General features: G+C 70.2%; 21 protein-coding genes. 13 read left to right on the top strand and 8 right to left on the bottom strand.

Annotation, left to right across the window (positions count from 1 at the left end):
- Positions 1 to 2 precede the first annotated feature (2 nt).
- Together AB0J91_RS12810 and AB0J91_RS12815 are read left to right on the top strand one after the other, a co-directional pair.
- A complete protein-coding gene (locus AB0J91_RS12810) occupies positions 3 to 797 on the top strand; it encodes a GntR family transcriptional regulator (protein WP_363867493.1) in 795 nt (264 codons plus the stop codon).
- Between the two features lie 82 nt (positions 798 to 879).
- Complete coding sequence (locus tag AB0J91_RS12815; RefSeq protein ID WP_363867496.1) at positions 880 to 1,641, top strand: sulfite exporter TauE/SafE family protein; 762 nt, start codon at positions 880 to 882, stop codon at positions 1,639 to 1,641.
- Positions 1,642 to 1,672: 31 nt separating this feature from the next.
- Here the strand turns inward: AB0J91_RS12815 and AB0J91_RS12820 are convergent, their stop codons facing one another.
- Positions 1,673 to 2,476, bottom strand: coding sequence for an ATP-binding cassette domain-containing protein (locus AB0J91_RS12820; protein WP_363867499.1), 804 nt, complete (start codon positions 2,474 to 2,476; stop codon positions 1,673 to 1,675).
- A gap of 201 nt (positions 2,477 to 2,677) precedes the next feature.
- Between AB0J91_RS12820 and AB0J91_RS12825 the strand changes: the two genes are divergently transcribed.
- Complete coding sequence (locus tag AB0J91_RS12825; protein WP_363867502.1) at positions 2,678 to 3,688, top strand: s-methyl-5-thioribose-1-phosphate isomerase; 1,011 nt, start codon at positions 2,678 to 2,680, stop codon at positions 3,686 to 3,688.
- Here the strand turns inward: AB0J91_RS12825 and AB0J91_RS12830 are convergent.
- Entirely contained in the window at positions 3,676 to 4,131 is a 456-nt protein-coding gene (locus AB0J91_RS12830; protein WP_363867505.1) for a MarR family transcriptional regulator, read from the bottom strand. The two genes, AB0J91_RS12825 and AB0J91_RS12830, sit on opposite strands and share 13 nt — an antisense overlap.
- A 98-nt stretch (positions 4,132 to 4,229) precedes the next feature.
- Between AB0J91_RS12830 and AB0J91_RS12835 the strand changes: the two genes are divergently transcribed.
- The gene (locus AB0J91_RS12835) at positions 4,230 to 5,150 is read left to right on the top strand and encodes an NADP-dependent oxidoreductase (protein WP_363867508.1); all 921 of its coding nucleotides are present in this window, start codon (positions 4,230 to 4,232) and stop codon (positions 5,148 to 5,150) included.
- A gap of 111 nt (positions 5,151 to 5,261) precedes the next feature.
- Here AB0J91_RS12835 and AB0J91_RS12840 read toward each other — a convergent pair whose 3' ends face one another.
- A complete protein-coding gene (locus AB0J91_RS12840) occupies positions 5,262 to 5,984 on the bottom strand; it encodes a M24 family metallopeptidase (protein WP_363867511.1) in 723 nt (240 codons plus the stop codon).
- 172 nt (positions 5,985 to 6,156) lie between these two features.
- Between AB0J91_RS12840 and AB0J91_RS12845 the strand changes: the two genes are divergently transcribed.
- Both AB0J91_RS12845 and AB0J91_RS12850 read left to right on the top strand, forming a co-directional pair.
- Positions 6,157 to 6,648, top strand: coding sequence for a hypothetical protein (locus tag AB0J91_RS12845; RefSeq protein ID WP_363867514.1), 492 nt, complete (start codon positions 6,157 to 6,159; stop codon positions 6,646 to 6,648).
- Positions 6,645 to 7,244, top strand: a complete 600-nt coding sequence (locus tag AB0J91_RS12850) for a hypothetical protein (RefSeq protein WP_363867516.1) — start codon at positions 6,645 to 6,647, stop codon at positions 7,242 to 7,244. Before AB0J91_RS12845 ends, AB0J91_RS12850 begins: the two co-directional genes overlap by 4 nt.
- 34 nt (positions 7,245 to 7,278) lie before the next feature.
- On the opposite strand, the gene AB0J91_RS12855 is transcribed toward AB0J91_RS12850, so the two are convergent.
- Positions 7,279 to 8,034: a helix-turn-helix transcriptional regulator gene (locus AB0J91_RS12855; protein ID WP_363867519.1), complete on the bottom strand. Its 756-nt coding sequence runs from the start codon at positions 8,032 to 8,034 to the stop codon at positions 7,279 to 7,281.
- Between the two features lie 54 nt (positions 8,035 to 8,088).
- Here AB0J91_RS12855 and AB0J91_RS12860 point away from each other — a divergent pair, with 54 nt between their 5' ends.
- Positions 8,089 to 9,246: an MFS transporter gene (locus AB0J91_RS12860; protein WP_363867522.1), complete on the top strand. Its 1,158-nt coding sequence runs from the start codon at positions 8,089 to 8,091 to the stop codon at positions 9,244 to 9,246.
- On the opposite strand, the gene AB0J91_RS12865 is transcribed toward AB0J91_RS12860, so the two are convergent.
- Both AB0J91_RS12865 and AB0J91_RS12870 read right to left on the bottom strand, forming a co-directional pair.
- Positions 9,243 to 9,923, bottom strand: coding sequence for a histidine phosphatase family protein (locus AB0J91_RS12865; protein ID WP_363867525.1), 681 nt, complete (start codon positions 9,921 to 9,923; stop codon positions 9,243 to 9,245). The two genes, AB0J91_RS12860 and AB0J91_RS12865, sit on opposite strands and share 4 nt — an antisense overlap.
- 115 nt (positions 9,924 to 10,038) lie before the next feature.
- Positions 10,039 to 10,869 carry an undecaprenyl-diphosphate phosphatase gene (locus tag AB0J91_RS12870; RefSeq protein WP_363867527.1) on the bottom strand — a complete coding sequence of 277 codons (831 nt, stop codon included), beginning with the start codon at positions 10,867 to 10,869 and terminating at the stop codon, positions 10,039 to 10,041.
- Between the two features lie 262 nt (positions 10,870 to 11,131).
- Between AB0J91_RS12870 and AB0J91_RS12875 the strand changes: the two genes are divergently transcribed.
- The 3 genes from AB0J91_RS12875 to AB0J91_RS12885 all read left to right on the top strand — a co-directional run bounded on the left by AB0J91_RS12875 (position 11,132) and on the right by AB0J91_RS12885 (position 13,458).
- Complete coding sequence (locus AB0J91_RS12875; protein WP_363867530.1) at positions 11,132 to 12,103, top strand: aldo/keto reductase; 972 nt, start codon at positions 11,132 to 11,134, stop codon at positions 12,101 to 12,103.
- A 159-nt stretch (positions 12,104 to 12,262) separates the two neighbouring features.
- Positions 12,263 to 13,243: a hypothetical protein gene (locus tag AB0J91_RS12880; protein WP_363867533.1), complete on the top strand. Its 981-nt coding sequence runs from the start codon at positions 12,263 to 12,265 to the stop codon at positions 13,241 to 13,243.
- Positions 13,240 to 13,458 (top strand): DUF5703 family protein, encoded by a 219-nt coding sequence (locus AB0J91_RS12885; protein ID WP_363788394.1) that lies wholly within the window; start codon positions 13,240 to 13,242, stop codon positions 13,456 to 13,458. Before AB0J91_RS12880 ends, AB0J91_RS12885 begins: the two co-directional genes overlap by 4 nt.
- On the opposite strand, the gene AB0J91_RS12890 is transcribed toward AB0J91_RS12885, so the two are convergent.
- Positions 13,459 to 14,508, bottom strand: coding sequence for a biotin/lipoate A/B protein ligase family protein (locus AB0J91_RS12890; protein ID WP_363867535.1), 1,050 nt, complete (start codon positions 14,506 to 14,508; stop codon positions 13,459 to 13,461).
- Positions 14,509 to 14,595: 87 nt separating this feature from the next.
- Between AB0J91_RS12890 and AB0J91_RS12895 the strand changes: the two genes are divergently transcribed.
- Positions 14,596 to 16,146 carry a D-aminoacylase gene (locus tag AB0J91_RS12895; RefSeq protein ID WP_363867538.1) on the top strand — a complete coding sequence of 517 codons (1,551 nt, stop codon included), beginning with the start codon at positions 14,596 to 14,598 and terminating at the stop codon, positions 16,144 to 16,146.
- 269 nt (positions 16,147 to 16,415) lie between these two features.
- Here the strand turns inward: AB0J91_RS12895 and AB0J91_RS12900 are convergent, their stop codons facing one another.
- Positions 16,416 to 17,306, bottom strand: a complete 891-nt coding sequence (locus tag AB0J91_RS12900; RefSeq protein WP_363867541.1) for an alpha/beta fold hydrolase — start codon at positions 17,304 to 17,306, stop codon at positions 16,416 to 16,418.
- A 74-nt stretch (positions 17,307 to 17,380) separates the two neighbouring features.
- Here AB0J91_RS12900 and AB0J91_RS12905 point away from each other — a divergent pair, with 74 nt between their 5' ends.
- Positions 17,381 to 18,013 (top strand): TetR/AcrR family transcriptional regulator C-terminal domain-containing protein, encoded by a 633-nt coding sequence (locus AB0J91_RS12905; RefSeq protein ID WP_363867542.1) that lies wholly within the window; start codon positions 17,381 to 17,383, stop codon positions 18,011 to 18,013.
- A 409-nt stretch (positions 18,014 to 18,422) separates the two neighbouring features.
- Positions 18,423 to 18,560, top strand: coding sequence for a hypothetical protein (locus AB0J91_RS12910; RefSeq protein ID WP_363788390.1), 138 nt, complete (start codon positions 18,423 to 18,425; stop codon positions 18,558 to 18,560).
- The last annotated feature ends 152 nt before the right edge of the window (positions 18,561 to 18,712 follow it).

Here is an 18,712-nt window from a genome sequence, read left to right on the forward strand (position 1 = left end):
CGGTGAATCGAACTGTCAGCGCGACCGCGGGGCGGCGCGTGCCCGCGGGACGGGTTTCCTCGCGCCCGAGGGCTGAACGGGCGCGGCAGCTGGCCGATGTGCTGCGGCAGCAGATCACGGCCGGTCGCTTCGATCAGGACAGGTTGCCGGACGAACGCAGGTTGAGCAGGCGGTTCGGCGCATCGCGCAACGCTGTCCGGGATGCGCTGGGGTTGTTGCGCGACGAGGGATTGGTCTCCCGGCAGCCTGGTGTGGGCACGGTGGTGAGCACACCGAAGTACGGACACGGGCTGGACCGGCTCGCGGGGCTGGCGGAGACGCTGACCGGGTGCGGCAGCGTGTTCAACGAGGTGCGGGTGGCCGAGACCGTGGCCGAGTTGCCCGCCGCGATCGCCGAGCGGCTCGAAGTCCACCCCAGCGCCGGTGGTGTGCACCTCGAACGGCTGCGCTGGCTGGGAGGACTGCCCCTGTCGCTGGACACCAGCTACCTCACCGCGGATGTCGGAGCCGCGGTCGTGGCCGGGGATCTGGCCGGCCGGGACGTGTTCGCGCTGATCGAAGAGCACACCGGTTGCCCGTTGGAGCGCGCCGAGGTCGCGGTGCACGCCGTGGCCGCTGATGCCAACACCGCGGCGCTGCTGCAGATCCCGAGCGGAGCGGCGGTGTTCGCCATCGAACGCCGCACGCGTGTCCGCGGTGGACGTGCGGTGGACGTGGAGTCGATCCGCATGCGCGCCGATCGCCTGATCCTGCGCACCACGCTGCATCGCGGCCCGGCCCGCGGCGGGGCGAGATGATCGGTCGCTCGAACTGGCGGGAGGGCGTTGTGCCATCGAACCGCGCCGGTGAGGCGCTCGATCGAGCCGGGGCGGTGAGGTGATGACCGGTGTGCCGTGGCTCATGGTGGTGTTGCTCGGGCTGTTCGGGCTCGTCGGAGGCATCGGCATCACCGCCGTCGGCCCCGGCGGCGTGCTGCCCACGATCGGGCTGTTCACGCTGACCGGTGTGTCGCCGGCGGAGGTCGCCGGTACCGCCATCGTCACCCACATCGCCACCGGTGTCCTGGCCACCGGCGTCTACACCCGCTCCGGTCAGCTGCGCGATCCCGAGACGCGCCGCACCGCGCTGATCCTGGCGGGCGCGGCCGTGCTCGGAACTCCGCTGGGGGTGCTGCTCAACACGCTCGTCTCCCCGCGCGTGTTCGGGATCGTGCTCGGTGTGCTCGTGGCCGCGGCAGGCGCGCTGGTCCTGCACCGCAAGCCCCCGGTCGCGGCGGCACGCGCGCACCCACCCGCGCCCGTGGTCGCGGGATTGGGATTCGCCGTGGCCGTGATCTCGGGAGTGGTGGGGATCGGCGGACCGTTGCTGACGGTTCCGCTGCTGGTCGCCCTCGGGGTGCCCGTGCTGGAATCGCTGGCCTCCGCCCAGGCGCAATCGGTGGTCATCGCCACCGTGGGATCGCTGGGCTATCTCGCTCACGGCGCCATCAACTGGCCCCTGGCCGCCGTGGTCGGCATCCCGGAACTCGTCGGTGTCGTGGTGGGCTGGAAGATCGCCCACGCGCTGCCCACCCGCGGTCTGCGGTGGGCGCTGATCGTGACCCTGTTCGCGCTGGCGCCCTACCTGGCGCTGCGCGGTTGATCGACCGCCCCGTGCTCGGCAGGGCCGGGGGTCAGCGGGCGCGGGCGTGCCAGCGGCCGTGGTCGCGGGTGATGTGCACGGGGTGGTTGAAGCACTTGCTGATGTGGTCGCTGGTGATGACCTGCTCGACCGGGCCGGCGGTCAGGCAGTGCCCTTCGCGCAGCAGCATGGCGTGGGTGGTGCCGGTCGGGAGTTCTTCGAGGTGGTGGGTGACCAGCACGGTGGCCAGCTCGGAGTGTTGGGTGCGCAGGTCTTCGAGGCTGGTGAGCAGTTGTTCGCGGGCGGCCAGGTCCAGTCCGGTGGCGGGTTCGTCGAGCAGCAGCAGGCGGGGTGCGGGCATGAGGGCGCGGGCGATGAGCGCCCGGCCGCGTTCGCCTTGGGACAGGGTGTTCCAGCGGGCGTGAGTGCGGTCGGCGATGCCCAGCAGGCTGATCAGCCGGTCGGCGCGGGCGGTTTCGGCGTCGGTGGGTTGCCGGCGCGGGACGAGTTCGGTGGTGTTGGTGGCGCCGGTGAGCACGACCTGGCCGACGGTGAGCGGGCTGTTGAGCGGGTGGCGGGGGTTGACGTGGCCGACGAGGCTGCGCAGGGCGCGCATGTCCACGGCGCCGAGGCGGTGCCCGAGGACCTCCACGCTGCCGCGAGTGGGGTGCTGGTGGGCTCCCAGGAGGCTGAGCAGGGTGGATTTGCCCGCGCCGTTGGCGCCCAGCAGTGCCCAGTGCTGGCCGGGGTGGACCTGCAGGGTGATCGAGCGCAGCAGGTGCGCGCCGTCGCGGACGACGTCGACGTCCTCGGCGTGCAGCACGGGTCCGGTGTCGCTGGGGCGGGGGTGGGTCACGAGGGTTCCTTCGGGCTCCGGGCGGTGCGTGGGTGAGGTCGCACGGGTGTCGCGGAGCCTCGGGTGATCAAGCCTGCGGGGTGCGGCGATCAGCGCGGTGTCGTGAGCCTAGCAAACCAGTTGGTGGTGGCCGGGTGGGTGCGCGCGGCTGGTTAGGCTTTCGTCCGTCAGCTTCTTTCGGACTCGTGACCTGAGGATTCGATGTCTTCTTCCGCTGTGCCCGTGCCGGTTCTCGCCGACAGCGTCCGGCTCGACGACGACGGTGTGCACATCCTGGACCGGCGGGTGTTCCCGTTCGAGCGCCGGTGGGTGCGTGCGCGCACGGTGGAGGAGGTCGCGCGGGCGATCGAGGAGATGGTGACCCAGTCCTCCGGACCGTACTTCGCGGTGTTGTGGGGTTTGGTGCTGGCCGCCCGGGAGGCCGAGGGCCAGGACCCGCAGGTGGCTCGCCACCGGGTGGGTGAGGCGGCCCGGCGGTTGATCGCCACGCGCCCGACCAACGACCAGCCGCGCAAGGCCGCCGCGTTCGTGCTCGCAGAGATCGCCGGACGCGAGGATGTCGCCGCGGCGGCGTGGGACGGTGCTCGCGCGGGCGATGCCGACTACCGGCGGCGCTGCCGCGAGATGGGACAGGCCGGCGCGGCGCTGCTCGACGACGGGGCGCGGGTGCTGACGCACTGCTGGGGTGATCTCTACCTGCTGGGGCTGGTGGAGGCGCTGGTGGCCGGGGGCAAGCGCCCGGAGTTCGTCTGCACCGAGACCCGCCCGTACCTGCAGGGTGCGCGGTTGACCGCGGAGTCGCTGGCGGAGATGGGGGTGCCCACGACGCTGGTGACCGACGCGATGCCGGCCTCGCTGATGCGCGAGGGCCGGGTGGATGCGCTGGTGACCGCCAGCGACCGGATCACCATGGACGGCTCGGTGATCAACAAGGTGGGCACGTTGCAGCTGGCCACGGCGGCCCAGGCGTTCGGGGTGCCGTTCCACGCGCTGTGCCACGCCCCGGATCCCGACACCGAGTCGGGTGCGCAGGTGCCGATCGAGTTCCGCGACGGTGACGAGGTCCTGCACACCCTCGGCCACCGCAGCGCGAGCACGCGGGTGCGGGGCCTGTACCCGGCGTTCGACGTGACCGATCCGCACCTGGTGACCACGGTGGTCACCGACCGGGGCGCGTTCGCTCCCGGCGAGGTGCGCCGCTACTGGGCCTGATCGGCGTGGTGCAGCCGTCGTAGCAGGGTGATCAGCAGTTCGCGTTCGGCAGCGCTGAGCGGGGTGAGCAGCTCCCGGTTGGCCTGGTCGGCCAGCGCGGCGCAGCGCTGCAGGGTCGCCAGGCCCTCGGGGGTGGCTGACACGGCGTTCTTGCGGCGGTCGCGCGGGTCGGGCCGGCGTTGCACGAGGCCCTTGTCCCCCAGCTCGTTGAGCAGTCCGACGACGTCCTTGGGGTCGATCTCCAGGCGTCGCACCAGTTCGGCTTGGGCCAGCGGGCCGTGTTCGGCCACAGCGGCCAGCACGGCGTGCTGGCTCAGCCGCAGCCCTTCACCGGCCAGGGCGCGGGCCACCAGGTCGCGGCCGCGCGCGGCGACGCGCCCGGTCAGCCAGCTGGGCAGGGACTGGATGTGGTGCAGAGCGCGGGTGTTGTCCTGTTCGGCCACGATCTCACCCTAGCCGAAAATTCGTTGGACTCACCCATGGTTTTCCTCCTACTCTCGATTTCGTTGGTGGACCCATCGAATTTCGAGGAGTGTGCGTGATGCGACGCGTCAACTACGTCATCAACGGTGGCCCGGAGGTCCTGTTCGTCGAAGACGTCCCGACCCCGGTGCCCGGTCCTGGTCAGCTGCTGGTGCGCTGCGAGGCGGTCGGGGTCACCTGGCCCGCGGTGCGCCGCGTGCGCGAAGGGCCCGAGCCGATACCGCTGGGCGGGGAGGTCGCCGGGGTGGTGGAGGCGCTGGGCCCGGGGGCGCGGGGTTTCCGGCTCGGCGACCGGGTCACCGGGCTGTGCTTCGAGCATGCCTACGCCGAGCGGGTGCTGCTGGCCGATCACCTGGCCTCGCGGGTGCCCGAGCACGCCGACGCGGTGACCGCGGTGGCGCTGGTGCGCAGCGGCCTGGTGGCCCGCAGGGCGTGCGCGGCGGGTGTGGTCGGCCGGGGAGAGTCGGTGCTGATCACCGCCGCGGCGGGCGCGGTCGGCACGATGGCGATCCAGCTGGTGCGCGCCCACGGGGCCCGCGTGGTCGCCGCCGTCGGCGCCAAGCAGGACAAGCACGCGTTCGTGCGCACCTTGGGCGCCGATGCGGTGGTGGGCTATGACGATCCCAGCTGGGGTGAACCCGTCGACGTCGCCCTGGAGTGCGTGGGCGGTGAGGTGCTGGACAAGGCGGTGCGCGCTCTGGGCCGCGGTGGACGGCTGGTGACCTTCGGCGCCCAGCCCGGCGCGATCTGCTCCGGTGAGCTGATGACGCGGGGCGCCTCGGCGACCGGGTTTCGCATGGGATCGCCTGCCGCACCGTCGTTGCACGCCTGCTGGCGGGACGAGTTGTGGGACTGGCATCGGGAGGGCTGGCTGCGCACGCGCGTGCACGCCGAGATCCCGCTGGCCCGGGCGGCACGAGCGCACGAGGTCATCGAGTCCCGCGCCAACCTCGGCAAGGTGGTGCTGGTGGTGGACTAGGTCAGTCCCGCCGGATGGTCAGCAGCAGACGGGCTGTTTTCCGCATGCAGTGCGCTCGACCGACCACCGGTGGCAGCACAGGGTTTCCTGACCGGCCTGGAGCCGTCTCGGTCAGGTGGTGAGGATGCGGGGGCCGGTGTCGGTGATGGCGAGGGTGTGGCCGCTGTGGGCTGCGCGGCTGTCGTCACCGGTGCGCAGCACTTCGCCGTCGGGGTCGAGGTGGTCGTGGCCGCCTGCGGTGAAGATCGGTTCGACGCTGAACACCAGCCCGGGGCGCAGCGGGAGGCCGCGGTCCGGGTGCCCGTCGTTGGGCACGGCCGGGTCCTGGCGGGCCTGCCTGCCCACCCCGTGCCCGCCCACCGCAGGGATGCCGTAGCCGGCGCTGCGTCCGACCAGCCCGATCGCTCTGCACACCTCACCGAGCCGGGCGCCGGGGCGTGCCGCGGCGATGCCGTCGGCCAGCGCCTGACCGGTGGCCTCGATCAGCGCCCGGTCACCCGGACTGCCGGGGCCGACGGTGCGGCTCGTGGCGGCGCGGGCGTGCCACCCGCGCCGCTCCAGCGCTGCGGCCACGCTGAGCAGATCGCCTTCGGCCAGCACGCGCCCGTCCGCTGCGCCTCCGGTGATCTCGTCGTTGACCGACGGGGAGATCACCCGGCCTCCGACCGGCCGCGCACCGGCCCCGGCGGCGACGTCGCGGGCGATCTCGTCGAGCTCACCCAGCGACACTCCCGCCGCGACGTGGGAGTTCACCGCGGCCAGCATCGCGGCCACCACCGCCCCGGTCTCGGCCAGCGCGTCGATCTCACCCCGACTGCGCAGTTCGATCACCATGCGTCGATGATGCACCCCGGCACCGACACCTCCCACCACCGCGGATGCCTTGACGCTGCGTGTCGGATCGTGCGTTTTCCGTCAACACCAACGCTTTTCGCCCCGCGATGGGAGACGCGGTTCACCGGGGGCGCGTAAGGTGCCCGCAACCCCCGCAAGAAGGAGACGCCACGTGCGTGCCCAACCCCCCGACCTCCTGCGCCGCCTGTGGTGGAAGAGCCCCCTGGTGCTGCGCCTGGTGCCCGCATTGGCCCTGATCACCGCCACCGGAGCCGGTGTGGTGGCCAACCTGCCCGCCACCGGCGAACCCCCGCGCGCCCAGCAGCAGCCGCAGCAGCAGGTCACGCTGCTGGCCCCGACCACCACACCGCCGCCCCCACCGGCGCCCACGGCTGCACCCACCAGCCAGCCGCCGCCGCCGACGACGAGCACGACCACCACCACGCGCAGCAGCACCCGAACGACCACCAGCGCACCTCCACCGGCGCCGCGCACCCCAACACCCACTCCTACGACCACGACCAGCCCGCCATCGACGCCAAGCCCGCCCGAGATCGCCGAAGGCCAGCCCTGCGACGAACCCGGTGACATCGGACGCGGCCAGAACGGCGACCGGTACGTGTGCGACTACGACGACGGCACCTGGAGGTGGCGCGAGCGGTGAACCCCGACCACATCCCCCACCAGCCCCTGTCCGATCGCGAAACGCTCGTGCGCGGCGAACTCACCCCCATCCGCGACGAAGCGCTCTACGGGCACGAAACCCTCGCCAAGATCACCACCGAGCACCTCCACCGCGACGACGGCGAAGATCTCGACTTCCCCGACCAAGCCCCACCCACACCACCCCGCGGCACCCTGGCTGACGGCACGATCCGCACCACCGGCTGGTTGCAGATCGGCCCGCTGGCCCTGTCCTCGGGGCTGTGGGCGGCGCTGACCGGGTTGGCCGCGGGGCTGGCCCTGACCTGGCTGTGGGTGTGGCTGCCGGTGGTGCTGGCCGTGGCGGGGCTGCTCGGTTGGTGGGTGTTCACCCGCAGGCTGCGGCCGGCCTCGCGCGCCACCAACCTGCGCCGGGTGCCCGCGGCGAACCTGCGCCCGGGACTGCCGGTGCGCCTGCACGGCCCGATCGGGCCGGTGGCCGTCGTGGAGACCCTCGCCGGCACCGACGACGGGCACGTCACCGTGGTCTTCACCAACGGCCACCAGCGCATCCTGCCGGCACGCGCCCGCCTGCACCTCGTCGAGATCCTCGACTGAAACAGCTGTGGTCCGTGGTCGTCGTGCCGCGTTCTCACACAGTGCCTGGACCCCCGGGGCCGGCGCCGGGGGTGTAGCCGAAGGCACGGCGGAACACGTCGATGAACGTGCTGGCCGACGACCAGCCGCAGCGGTGCGCGACGGCGGTGACTGCGACGTCCTCGGCCAGCAGGATCAGCGCGTGGTGCAACCGGATCTGGGTGCGCCACTGGTGGTAGGTCAGGCCCAGCTCGGCGCTCAGCCGGCGCGACAGCGTGCGGGAGCCGGCGCCGATCTGCCGCCCGATCTCGGCCAGCGTCCGGTTGTCGGCGGGGTCGGCGCGCAGGATCTCGTGCAGATCCCGCAGCAGCGGGCTCGACGGTGCCGGCAGGTGCAGGGGCTGCTCGGGGGAGATCGCCAGCTGGTCGAGCAGGACCGCGCGCAGCCGCAGGCGGGCTGCGCTGCGGTCGGCGGGTGCGCGCGTGTAGGCGATGATGAGCTCGCGCAGCAGCGGGCTGACCGCCAGCACGGCCGGCTTGACCAGTCCCAGCGGGTTGACCTCGGCGGGCAGGCCGAGGAGGTGCAGGTCGACTTCGCCGTGCGCCTGGTGCTGGTGCACGGTGCCCGCCGGGATCCAGATCGCGCGGGTGGCGGGCGCGACCCAGGAGCCGCCGTCGGTGCTCACCGCGATCGTGCCCTGCCCGGCGTAGGCGATCTGGTGATCGTCGTGGCGGTGGGCGTCGATCTCACCGCCGGAGGCCAGGCGCCGGGTGCGCGTCGGCGCGACCGGGGTGTGGCGGATTTCCTGCATCAACCGTCATCCTATCGACAGCGCGACACCGGTGGGGTGGCCAAGCATGAACGGGTGCGCAGCAACCCCGCCCTCGTCCTGCTGGCCCTCGGCCACGCCTGCGTCGACCTCTACCAAGGAGCCGTCGCCGCGCTGATCCCCTACTTCGTCGCCGAACGCCACTACAGCCTGGCCGTCGCGTCCGGCATCGTGCTGGCCGCCTCGCTGCTGTCCTCGATCACCCAACCGCTGTTCGGCGCGCTCACCGACAGGTGGCCGATGCCGTGGCTGCTGCCGGTCAGCACCATCGTGGGCGGAGTGGGCATCGCGCTGAGCGGGCTGAGCGGCTCCTACCCGCTGACCTTGGCCTTCGTGGCGCTGTCGGGCATCGGCGTGGCCGCCTACCACCCCGAATCCGCCCGCGCGGCCCGCATCGCCAGCCGGGGCAGTCACACCGCGATGAGCTGGTTCTCCCTCGGCGGCAACGTCGGCTTCGCCCTCGCCCCGATCGTGGTGGCGCTCGCGATCGGGCACGGTTCGCTGCGGGCGACACCGGTGCTGGTGCTGCCCGCGCTGGCCGGAGCCGCCCTGTGCGTGCCGGTGCTGCGCCTGCTCGGCCAGGCCCGCCCCGCCACCACCGACTCACCGGCTTGGGGCTTCGACGACGTGGCGTCGTTCGTGAAGCTGTCGCTGGCGGTCATCGCCCGCTCCATCGTCTTCATCGGCCTGAGCACCTTCATCGCCGTGCACGCCCAGCAGCGCGTGCCCGGCGTGCCCGCCGCCGGAACCATCGCCCTGTTCCTGCTGTTCCTCGGGGGCGCCGTGGGATCGGTGCTGGGCGGCCGCCTGGCGCAGCGCTACGACCGCGTCCGCGTCTCGCGCTGGTCCTACCTGATCACGGTCGCCGCGGTCGCCGGGGCGGTCCACGTGCCCGGACCGGCGATGCTGCTGTGCGTGGCCCTGACCTCGGCCGGGCTCTACGTGCCCTTCTCCCTGCAGGTCACCCTCGGGCAGGACTACCTGCCCTCCCGCATCGGCACCGCCAGCGGCCTCACCCTCGGCCTGACCGTGAGCATCGGCGGCCTGATCAGCCCCCTGCTGGGACGCCTGGCCGACACCACCTCGCTGCAGACGGCCCTGACACCGCTGATCCTCATGCCGCTGGTGAGCTGGCTGGTGTTCCGCGTGCTGCCCGAACCCGCGGCGACGGCACCGGCGCGGCGCGAGACCTAGGAGCGCTCGCCGGTACTGCCGCCGACCACGGCGTCCGAGGACGACGACTCCTCCTTCGGCGGCAGCAGCCCGGAGACATCACCACCGGTGTCGTTGATCTTGAGCACGAACGGGCGCGTCTCGGTGTAGCGCACCACGCTCACCGAGCACGGGTCGACCACGATCCGCTGGAAGGAGTCCAGGTGCAGCCCCAGCGCGTCGGCCAGCACCGACTTGATCACATCACCGTGGCTGCACAACAACCACACCTGGTCGGAACCGACCTGCCGGTCGTGCTCGCGCACCGCCGCAACCGCCCGCGACTGCACCTGCGCCAGCCCCTCACCACCGGGGAACACCGCCGCGGACGGGTGCTGCTGCACCACCTTCCACAGCTCCTGCCCGGTCAGCTCCTTGATCTTGCGGCCGGTCCAGTCGCCGTAGTCGACCTCGGCCAGCCGCTCCTCGACCACCGGCTCGATCTCGCGCTGCCGCACCAGCCCGGACACCGTCTCCTGGCAGCGCTGCAGCGGAGACACCACCACCCGGCTCAACGGCACGCCCTCCAGCCGCGCGGGCAAACCCGCGGCCTGACCACTGCCGGTCTCGTCAAGACCGACACCGGGCGTGCGCCCGGCCAGAACACCGGAACCGTTGGCCGCCGAACGGGCGTGCCGAAGCAGGATGAGAGTCGCCACGTCCGCCGAGGGTAGGCCTCACCGCACACCCCACCACCCGCAGGGCCCGCACGAACAAAAAAGCCGGGGCGGCCCGACCGGACCGCCCCGACACCCGTTGTGCGACGTCACCGCCTCACGGCTGGATCACACCGAAGCCCAGCAGCGCGAACACCGCCGCACCCAGCGCGATCCGGTACCAGACGAACAGGTAGACGCTGTGCTTCTCCACGAACCGCAGCAACCACGCGATCACCAGGTACCCGATCACCCCGGCCACCACCGTGGCCACGATCATCTGCGCCGCCGACGGCTGCAACCCGTACGGGCTGGGCTCGAACACGTGCGAGACCTCCGACAACCCCGCGGCGAACACCGCCGGAATCGCCAGCAGGAACGAGAACCGCACCGCCGTCGCACGCGTGAGACCCAGCGCCAGACCCGCGGTGATCGTCCCGCCGGAACGCGACACACCGGGGATCAACGCCATCGCCTGCGCGAAACCCATCAGCACACCATCGCTGAGCCGCAACCGCGCCTGAGCGCGCAACTGCTTGCCGAACCGCTCGGCCAACCCCATCAGCACACCGAAGATCACCAGCGTCGCCGCGGTGATCCACAGGCTGCGCAGCGTCGAGCGGATGTAGTCCTGGAAGAAGAAGCCCAGGATGCCGATCGGCAGGCTGCCCACGATCACGTACCAGGCCAGCTTGTAGTCCTGCGTGGCGCGCACCTGGGCGCTGAACAGCCCGCGGAACCACACGGCGACCAGCCGGACGATGTCACCGATGAAGTAGATGACCACCGCCAGTTCGGTGCCGATCTGCGTCACCGCGGTGAACGAGGCACCTGCGTCTTCGCCGAAGAACAACTTCGACACGATCGACAGATGCCCGGACGAGGAAATCGGCAGGAACTCGGTGAGCCCCTGGACCACGGCCAGCACCATGGCCTGCAACCACGACACGAAACCCACTCCACACGATCGAAAAGGGAACCCCGGGCCGCACCCGAAACTTCCGGCCCGGTCCCCAGATCTTCCAGCATCACCCGGCAACGACCTCCCCCACCCTTGATCACCCCATCAGGGCAGGTCAGCCCCCGAACCGTCACCCACCGCAGCCAACCCTGCGACACACCACCAATGATGTGATCCACAACACTCACAACCGGACCCGCCGAGCCGACCTCACCAGCCACACCCACCACACCGAATACCCTGCAACACCGTGGAACAGCGACAACTCGGCCACAGCGGCCTCCGCGTCTCCCGCCTCGCCCTCGGCACCATGACCTGGGGCCTGGACGTCACCGCCGACGACGCAGCCGAACAGCTGACCACCTTCCACGACGCAGGCGGCACCCTCATCGACACCGCCGACGTCTACCAAGACGGCCACGCCGAAGAAATCCTCGGCGACCTGCTCACCCACCACATCCCCCGCGACGAGATCATCCTCGCCACCAAAGCCGCCGCCCGCCGCAAACCAGGCCCCTTCGGCGGCGGCGCCTCCCGCGGCGCACTCCTCAACGCCCTCGACGAATCACTCCGCCGCCTCGGCACCGACCACATCGACCTCTGGCAACTCCAAGCCTGGGACCCCAGCGTCCCCCTCGACGAAACCCTCGCCGCCCTCGACACCGCCGTGACCACCGGCCGCGTCCGCTACACCGGCATCGCCAACTACACCGGCTGGCAAACCGCCACCGCCGCCGCACACCAGCACCACCACCCCACCCGCACACCCCTCATCTCCACCCAAGTCGAATACTCCCTGCTCGAACGCGGCATCGAACGCGAAGTCATCCCCGCGACCGCACACCACCAACTCGGCATCCTCGCCTGGGCACCCCTCGGCCGCGGCGTCCTCACCGGCAAATACCGCAACGCCACCCCACCCGACTCCCGCGGCGCCACCACCCACCTCGCCGGCTACGTCGACCACCACCGCACCGAACGCGCAGCCCGCATCGTCCAAGCCCTGCTCACCGCAGCCGAAGGACTCAACACCACACCCGCCCACGTCGCCCTCGCCTGGGTCCGCGACCGCCTCGGCATCACCGCCCCCATCCTCGGCGCCCGCACCACACCCCAACTCAAAACCGCCCTCACCACCGAAGACCTCACCCTCCCCCCAGCCATCCGCGCCGCCCTCGACGACATCAGCGCACCCCAGCACACCTACCCCGAAACCCAGTAGCACTTCCCGCCACACCCACGACGTGCCAAGCTGATGGGTCACCACCCACAAGGGGGCACCCTGCACCCACCATCCCCCGATCAGGGATGCTGGAGGAAGCAGAAACCACCCAGCGGAAGCGGCAACACCGCAGGGCAGCACCACCACAGGAGGACCTCGTTGCGTCGTCTGGTCATCACCTGCCTCACCCTCACCCTCCTCGCCGGGTGCGGCATGGACGACAGCACAGACCCCCTCCAGGTCACCGACACCCTCACCGCCGCCACACCCGCCACCTCACCCCCGGCGACCACCCCACCCGCAGGCACCGTGCATCCCGCACCACCCACCCAGCACACCGCCTACGACCGCGACACCCACACCCTCGTGCTCGCCGCCGGCCCCCAGCTCCACCTCATCGACACCACCACAGGCAACCGCCGCACCCTCGACCTGCCCGCACCACCGGCCACCATCCACGCCCAACACGGCCAGGTCCTCGCAGCACTCCCCGACGCACACCAGATCACCCGCATCGACCTGCGCACCACCACCGCACACCCCACCCCCGTCGCAGGCGCACCCGTCGACGCCATCGACCTCGACCCCCAACGCACCGCCGTCGCCCTCCGCGACACCGGCACCATCACCATCCTCGACCAAGGCCAACCCGGCACCACCACCGAGAAGTTCCCAGGCCCCGCACAACTCCTCCACCACGCCGGCCAGCTCTACGTCCTCGACCGCCTCACCACCGCCATCACCCCCATCAACACCACCACCGGCGACAAAGGCGCAGGACTCCGAGCAGGCGAAGGCGCCACCAACACCACCCAAGACCGCTACGGCCGCATCCTCACCATCGACACCCGCGGCCAAGCACTCCTCGCATTCAGCACCGACCCCCTCATCCTCAAACAGCGCTACCCCGTCCCCGGCGCCCCCTACGCACTCGCCTACGACCCCACCACCGACACCGCCTGGGTCACCCTCACCGCCACCAACGAACTCGTCGGCTACGACATCGCAGGCGGCGAACCCCGAGAAACCCACCGCATCCCCACCATCAGCCAACCCGACACCATCACCATCGACCCCGACACCCGAACCCTCTACATCGCCTCCGCCAACGGCGCCGGATACCAGGTGGTGAGAATGTGACCGCACAAACCGAAAACACCGACACCGACTGGGAATACCGGCCGCTGCGCCTCCCACCCGGCATCACCCGCATCAGCGCAGCGACCCAACTCAGCATCCACGCCGAATACTCCGGCTGGGAACTCTCCCGCGTCCTCCTCTACGCCGACGGCACCCGCAAGATCTGGCTCCGCCGCAAACGCAACACCCCCGGCGTCCCCAACGTCATCACCTGATCACCGCACCCGCCACAACCAGGCATCCGTCGCGAACTTCGACTCCACCAACGCCCCAGCGCGCGCCTCCTCCACCGCGCTCACCGGCCCCTCCACGAGCCCGAACCGCGACCGGAACCCCTCGATCAGCCGCTCGATGACGACCTCACGCGCCAAACCCGTCTGCCGTGCCAGCGGATCCACCCGCTTGGCACCGCTCGCGACACCCTTGTCCGACAACTTCTCCCGGCCCACGCGCAGCACCTCACCGAGCTTCGCACCATCGATCGAGTACGACATCGTCACGTGGTGCAACACCGCACCCGAAGCCATCCGCTTCTGCGCCGCACCACCGATCTTCCCGCCACCCGAAGCGATGTCGTTCAACGGCTGATACCACACGTCCAGCCCCAGATCCCGCAACACACCCAACACCCAGTCGTCCAAGAACGGGTACGACTCCGCCACCGACATCCCCGCCACCAACGACGGCGGCGCGTACAGCGAATACGTCACCGTGTTCCCCGGCTCCACGAACATCGCCCCACCACCGGTCACACGACGCACCACCTCAACCCCCAGCCGCGCAGCAGCATCCAGATCCACCTCGTTGCGCACCGACTGGAACCCACCCAAGATCACCGCAGCCGACGACCACTCCCACAACCGCAACGTCGGACCCCGACGCCCAGCACCCACCTCCTCGGCCAGCACCTCGTCCAAAGCCATGTGCATCAACGGCGACCGCGCACCCTCACGCACCAACTCCCACTCGTGATCACCCCACCCCGACGCCCGCGACAACGCCCGACGCACCGCCGTGGCCACCGACTCCGGACCGAACCCCACCAACCGCGCGTCCTCGGGCAACCCACCCCGAATCCGCCGCACCAACTCCTCCGGCTCCGCCGACACCGGCGCACCCACCAACGAAGCGTTGATCGCCTCCAACGCCTCATCCGGCTCCAGGAAGAAATCCCCGCTCAACCGCACGTCCGACAACCGGCCATCGACCACCTCCAGGTCGACCACCACCAACTTGCCACCCGGCACCTTCAACTCACCGTGCACGTCGCACCCCTCTCCCACAACATCGACAACACCACCCCCAGCCGCCGGAATTTCCCGATGAGACCCAGCTCCCAGAAAGGCACGCCCATGACCGAGCTGCTCACCGGAGCACTCATCGCCGACGGCACCGGCACACCCCTGCGACCCGCCGACGTCCTCATCGACGACCACCACATCACCGCCGTCGAACCACCCGGCACGCTGCCCCCGCACCACCCCCGACGCGACCTCACCGGACTCGTCCTCGCACCCGGCTTCATCGACGTCCACTCGCACGCCGACAACGCACCCCTGCTGACCGAACACGACACCACCAAGATCCTGCAGGGCGTCACCACCGAAGTCGTCGGCAACTGCGGATTCAGCCTCGCACCCCGCACCACCACCCACGCCGACGTCCACAACGCGTTCCTGCAACGCCTCTTCCCACCCCTCAACACCACCTGGACCGGCTTCGCCGAGCTCTTCCACGCCACCGACACCGCAGGCCACATCACCAACCACTGCCCGCTCATCGGCCACGGCACCCTGCGCGTCGCCGCCACCGGCATGACCGACGCGGCCCCCGACGCCGACGCGCTCCACCACATGCGCGCGATGCTCGAAGAAGGCATGACCGCAGGCGCTTTCGGACTCTCCAGCGGCCTGATCTACCCACCGGCGCTGTTCGCCACCACCGACGAACTCACCGCGCTGGCCGCAGTCCTCGGCGGCAACGGCCTCTACGCCACCCACATGCGCGACGAAGGCGACCACCTCCTCGACGCCATCGACGAAGCCCTGCGCATCGGCCACGTCGCCGGCCGCACCCACCTGTCGCACCTCAAGGCCACCAGCCCGCGCAACTGGGGCGGCACGATGCCCGACGCCCTCGCCCGCATCCACCGGGCCCGCGAGACCGGGCAGACCGTCCACCAGGACGTCTACCCCTACACCGCCTCCTCCACCACCCTCACCTCGATGCTGCCCACCGACTACCTCACCGGCGACTCCGAGCACACCCTCGCCAAGCTCACCGCCACCGATGCGCACGCCGAGCTCACCGCCGCGATCGGCGAGACCACCCACTTCGACCGCATCCTCATCGCCACCACACCCAGCCACCGCCACGAGGGACGCACCCTCGCCGACATCGCCGACGCTCGGAGCACCGACCCGATCAGCGCCCTCATCGACGTCCTGGTGACCGAAGAGCTCCGCGTGGCGATGATCCACTTCGCGATGCACGAGGACGACCTCGAACTCGCCCTCCGCGACACCCGCACCATGATCGGCTCCGACGGCCTGCCACCCGGCAACGGCGGCAGACCGCACCCGCGCATGACCGGCACCTTCCCCCGAGTCCTGGGCCGCTACGTCCGCGAACGAGGCGTGCTGGAGCTGCCCGAGGCCATCCGCCGCATGACCTCCCTGCCCGCCGAGACCTTCCGCATCCCCGACCGCGGCCGGATCGCCCCCGGCATGGTCGCCGACCTCGTGGCCTTCGACGCCGACACCGTCGTGGACGTCGGCGACTACCAAGACCCGATGCGAGCACCGGCGGGCATCCCGTGGGTGTGCCTGGCCGGCAGGACCGTCGTCGAAAACGCCGACTTCCTCGGCGCACGAGCAGGCACCCGCCTGACTCCGAAGGCCTGACCTCGCCGTCTTGGGGCCTGAGTAGCAGCCGTACAGGATCTCCGCCAAGCGCCGGAGGGCTGGTCGGACTTGTTGAGGTTTGATCACCTGCGAAAACGCTTGGCCCGTCGGAGTAGCGGCAAACGCCCCTTTCTGGACGCGTGATCTCCGTTGAGCCTCGCCTGGGGTCTACCGTCACTGCTGGGAGCTGTGCGTGCTGCTGGCGATGCGGCAGTGGTGGCAGTGGTGGCAGGCCGCCGAAGACGTCGTGAATGCGCTCCAAGGTGTTCTCACCACATTTTCGGCTCGAGGTGAGTGGTGAGGAAGTCGAGCTGATCGGCAGCGATCCGCTCGACGACAGGCGGGTGGTAGACGGTGAAGTGATCGGCGGCGTAGTGCTCTAGGACGCCGCGCGGTGCCATGGCGACCACCTCCGCCGCGATGGCGGGATCGATGAGGTTCTCGTGGTCGCATGCGCACACGAGGAGTGGACACCGCACGCGCGCGGCGTGGGCTGCGGCGTTGTAGAACAACATGCCCAGCCCGGAGCTGGCCGCGATGCGGTTGTCGAACTGGCAGCCAGGAGGAGTCACCGACTGCCAACCTTCCAGCGCGCCGGGCTGGTTGACGAAGGCAAGCTCGCCTGGCCGGCCGACCAGTGGCACGTACCGACGGGGAAGCCGCAGCGCAGTGCGCACCAGGTCAGAGATGATCGGCACAGTGAACCGGGCGAGATGCCGTATTCCCGCCTTGGCGACGACGGCGCGCCCGCTGAACACCGGGCATTGCACGACCGCAGCGGTGAGCTCGGGATCGCGAGCCGCCGCGGCGAGCACATGGCTCGCGCCGAACGATGTTCCCCAGAGCGCGACCCGGCCGGCATCAAGCTCGGGGCGAGCGCGGACGAACGCCAGCGCCGAATCGACGTCCGTGGCATACCGGCGCTGGCTGACCACCTGACGGGGCTGGCCACCTGATTCACCAAGGTGACGGAAGTCGAAAGCCAGCACGGCAAGACCCGCTTCTGCGAACCACGTCTCGTACTGGCCGAGCATCATCTCGTGGGTCGCGCCCCCACCGTGCACGAGCACGACGACCGGATGCGGGCCTGGACCGCCCGGCAGAGTAAGCCACGCCGCGCAGTGGTCGCGGCCGGACGGAAAGGAAGTGCGGATGGTCATGACGCCTCAATTAGGTACTATGTACGTGAACAGTGGCAGTTAAACACGTACGACGTACCTAATCAAGGAGGAGCATGCCCGCCCCCAGGAAGTTCACGCGGGAGCAGCTACAGGTCGCAGCACTCGCGTTGGTCGACGACCAGGGCCTCGCAGGCTTGACCATGCGCAGTCTCGCCGCGACTCTGGGGACCGGTCCGATGACGATCTACAACTACGTCGACGGACGTGAGGGGCTGGAGCAGCTCGTAACCGAGGCTGTGATGGCAGAAGTACGCTGGGACTCCGCAGCGTCCGGCGACTGGGGTGACGAGGTGCTCGCGGTCGCCGAGGGAATCTGGTGTGCCGTGCGCGCTCACCCGCATGCCATCCCGTTGATTCTCACCCGGCGCAGCTATGACCTGGCGACACTCCTGCCAGCCGAAGCTCTGTTGCGCGCGCTCGCACGTAGCGGAAGGTCCGGCGCTGAATTGCTGGTGGCATTCCGTGCTGTGTCCGGGTTCGTTACCGGGTTCGCACAAGCCGAACTCGCGGGCCCCTTGTCCGTTGCGCGCGACGAGGACCTCACGACGATCACCGACCGGGTCGGGGCCCTGCCGTCCGAGCGGTTTCCCAAACTGATCGAGCTCGCGCACGCTGCCGTCACGAGTCGCCCCGAGGTCGAATTCCGCGCCGGGATGCGCATCATTCTGACAGGACTTAAGGCGTAGGCGACGTGAATTAAACGTCGAGAACGGGTTCTCCATTGAGGTGGTGCCCGGGTGGGGTGGTGCCGACGATTCGGCGGAACGCTGCGAGGAAGGCGCTCGGGGTCGCGTATCCCACGGCGTTGCGCGGCCTGCGACGCCGCCCGTCCTTCGGCACGGGTGTCAGCGAGGCTGTCACTGAACGCCGATTCCCCTTGTTCGTGCACTATCCTGCGCGTCTTTTTGAGTGTTTGGGTGAGCCTGGGTGCGAAGCATTAATTTCAGCTACCACTGAAGTTATAGAAGCTAATACTGAGAAGAAAGCCAGCTCGTCCGGGGGATTCCCCAGCCCGCGGGGCGCGTCCCACATGCGATCTGTCCACTCGCGACGGACGATCGGCCGGTGAAATCCGTTGCCGAGAGGAGCCCCGCCATGACGCTCTCAGATCATCGAGTAGCCCAGCAGGACTCCTTTGACCCGGACGTGGACCTGGACCTGCCGGTCCAGACCCGCCGGGAATCAGTCGAGACCGAAGACGACGAAAGCCACGTCATCCGCGGCTACGACTGACCCGCTGAGCCGGCGCGCCGCCCACGGTCGCAGCAACACCTCCCAGGACCAGGCGGCGCGCCCTCCCCGCTTTCCTCCTCCGCGTTTGTGCTGCCTTTTGCTGTGGTGACTTCATTTCATTCAGCACTGAAGTCACGGAGGTTAGCGACCAC

The sequence above is a fragment of the Saccharopolyspora sp. NPDC049357 genome (genome assembly GCF_040677225.1).
Lineage (GTDB): Bacteria > Actinomycetota > Actinomycetes > Mycobacteriales > Pseudonocardiaceae > Saccharopolyspora.